The 1314-nt window shown below is 65.0% G+C and carries 1 protein-coding gene; it reads left to right on the top strand.

Annotated elements, in window-relative coordinates:
* The first annotated feature begins 77 nt into the window (after positions 1–77).
* A protein-coding gene (locus ACLBWH_RS18410) for an IS3 family transposase (protein ID WP_447800341.1) occupies positions 78–1285 on the top strand; the annotation gives its coding sequence in 2 pieces (ribosomal slippage) (positions 78–402 and positions 402–1285; 1209 coding nt in all).
* The last annotated feature ends 29 nt before the right edge of the window (positions 1286–1314 follow it).

The following is a 1314-nucleotide window of genomic DNA, read 5'->3' as shown; positions in this document are numbered from 1 at the left end:
CTGAGCTGGCCCCCGTTTTGACCGGACGGATTTAAGCCTAAGAAGGAGGCTTGGGGCTATCCCCTGAGCATAGGCTTATGTCCGTGTCCGAGATCATCACCGACGGCGGTCGTCGCCGTCACTGGAGCACGCCTGAGAAGCTGAGGATCGTCGAGGAGACGCTCGATGGTCGCGAGAGTATCTCGGTCGTGGCGCGCCGCAATGGCGTGGCGCCGAACCTGCTGTATCGCTGGCGGCGGTTGATGCTGGAAGGCGGGAGCATCGCGGTCGCCGGCGACGATGACGTGACGAGCAACCGGCAGGTCCGCGAAATGGAGACCCGCATTCGCGAACTGGAGCGCCACCTTGGCCGCAAGACGCTGGAGGTCGAGATCCTGAAGGAGGCGCTGGAGCGCTCGCGCCCAAAAAAAGCGAGCTTGCTCATGCACTCGCCGTTGCCGGAGACTATCCGGTGAGCCTGGTTGCCAGCACGCTCGGGGTCGGGCGTTCGACGGTGTACGACCGCCTGACCGGCAGCACCAAGGCTCGCGGGGCGTACGCGAAGGCCGAGGATGCGGATCTGCTGCCCCGTATCCGCCAGATCGCCGCGCAGCGGCCAACATACGGCTACCGCCGCATCGCGGCGGTCCTCAATCGACAGCTCCGCGCTGAAGGGCTGGCGCCGGCCAACCACAAACGGGTCTATCGCATCATGGCGACGGATCGCCTGCTGCTGGCACGGCGCTACACCGAGCGGCCCGACTACGGGCATGACGGCGTCGTGGTGGCGATCCGCTCGAACCTGCGCTGGTGCTCGGATGGCTTCGAGTTCACCTGCTGGAACGGCGAGGTCGTGCGCGGCGCTTTCATCATCGATGCCCACGACCGCGAGATCATCGCCTGGCGCGCGGTCGCCAATGCCGGCATCAGCGGCTCGGACGTGCGCGACATCATGCTGGAAGCCGTGGAAACCCGCTTCGGCGCAATACGCGCCGCCATTCCGGTCGAGATCCTGTCCGACAACGGCTCGGCCTATAGCGCCCGCGAAACACGGACCTTTGCCCGGCAGCTCGGGCTCAAACCCTGCTTCACGCCTGTTCGCAGCCCGCAGTCCAACGGCATCTCCGAGGCCTTCGTGCATACCCTCAAACGCGATTACGTCCGCGTCTCGCCGCTGCCCGATGCCCTTACCGCGTTGACATCGCTCGCCGGATGGATCGAAGACTACAACGACAACCACCCCCATTCAGGGCTCAAAATGCGTTCGCCGCGCGAGCATCGCGCACTGGTTTCTGCAACCGCTTAAATCCATCCGGTAAAACGGGGGGCAGATCA

The sequence above is a fragment of the Sphingomonas sp. M6A6_1c genome, assembly GCF_053345135.1.
Note: the sequence above shows the minus strand (reverse complement) of the source record. Positions and strands in the feature narration are given on the sequence as shown.